Source organism: Pseudomonas sp. SIMBA_068 (genome assembly GCF_046534705.1).
Taxonomy (GTDB): Bacteria; Pseudomonadota; Gammaproteobacteria; order Pseudomonadales; family Pseudomonadaceae; genus Aquipseudomonas; species Aquipseudomonas putida.
The window spans coordinates 1-259 of the sequence record NZ_JAWRYI010000895.1; the positions used below are offsets into that span (position 1 = coordinate 1).

Sequence of the window (259 nt, forward strand, 5' to 3'; positions counted from 1 at the left end):
GCTGTAGTCTTATGCTATCGCAAATCAAACTAGGTGCAATTAAAGGGTCAACATCAATAATAAACTCAACCTCTTTTTGCTCACACAAGGGCCCTGTTAAGCTGTCGCAAATATCAACAAGTTCCACAACCGTAAATGGGGCTAGTTTTAACTCAGCTTGTGCGCTTTCAACTCTGGCAAAATCGAGCATGCGGTTGAGCATTAAGAGTAAACTTTGCGCAGCTTGCTTAGCTTGATCTGTTTGCTGAATTTGTCTTTG

General features: G+C 41.7%; 1 protein-coding gene. It reads right to left on the reverse strand.

All coding sequences use genetic code 11. The features are described from left to right. On the reverse strand, positions 1-259 hold a 259-nt coding region (locus tag SB756_RS31960; protein WP_410913486.1), incomplete at both ends, for a sensor histidine kinase.